At 30.1% G+C, this 239-nt stretch carries 1 pseudogene; it reads left to right on the forward strand.

Annotation, left to right across the window (positions count from 1 at the left end):
- Positions 1-239, forward strand: a pseudogene (licB, locus tag HMPREF2813_RS07840) (choline transport protein LicB); the annotation flags it as partial.

The following is a 239-nucleotide window of genomic DNA, read 5'->3' on the forward strand; positions in this document are numbered from 1 at the left end:
GTGTATTTTTTAAGACTATGTGGTTCAACTATTGGTTATTTATTGATTCTATTTATTCTTTCCTTGAAAGATTTCTCACTAGATATACTTAGTTTTAATTATGTACAAATTGCTGGTGTAATAATCTTTGGGGCATTATCTTACTGCTGCTATTACCAAGCGATTTATCTGTTAAAACCAATCAAAGCAATGGCATTAAATATCACATATTCTGTATGGGCAATTGGACTTGGTTATCT

The organism is Haemophilus sp. HMSC066A11, from assembly GCF_001811665.1.
Taxonomy (GTDB): Bacteria; Pseudomonadota; Gammaproteobacteria; order Enterobacterales; family Pasteurellaceae; genus Haemophilus; species Haemophilus influenzae.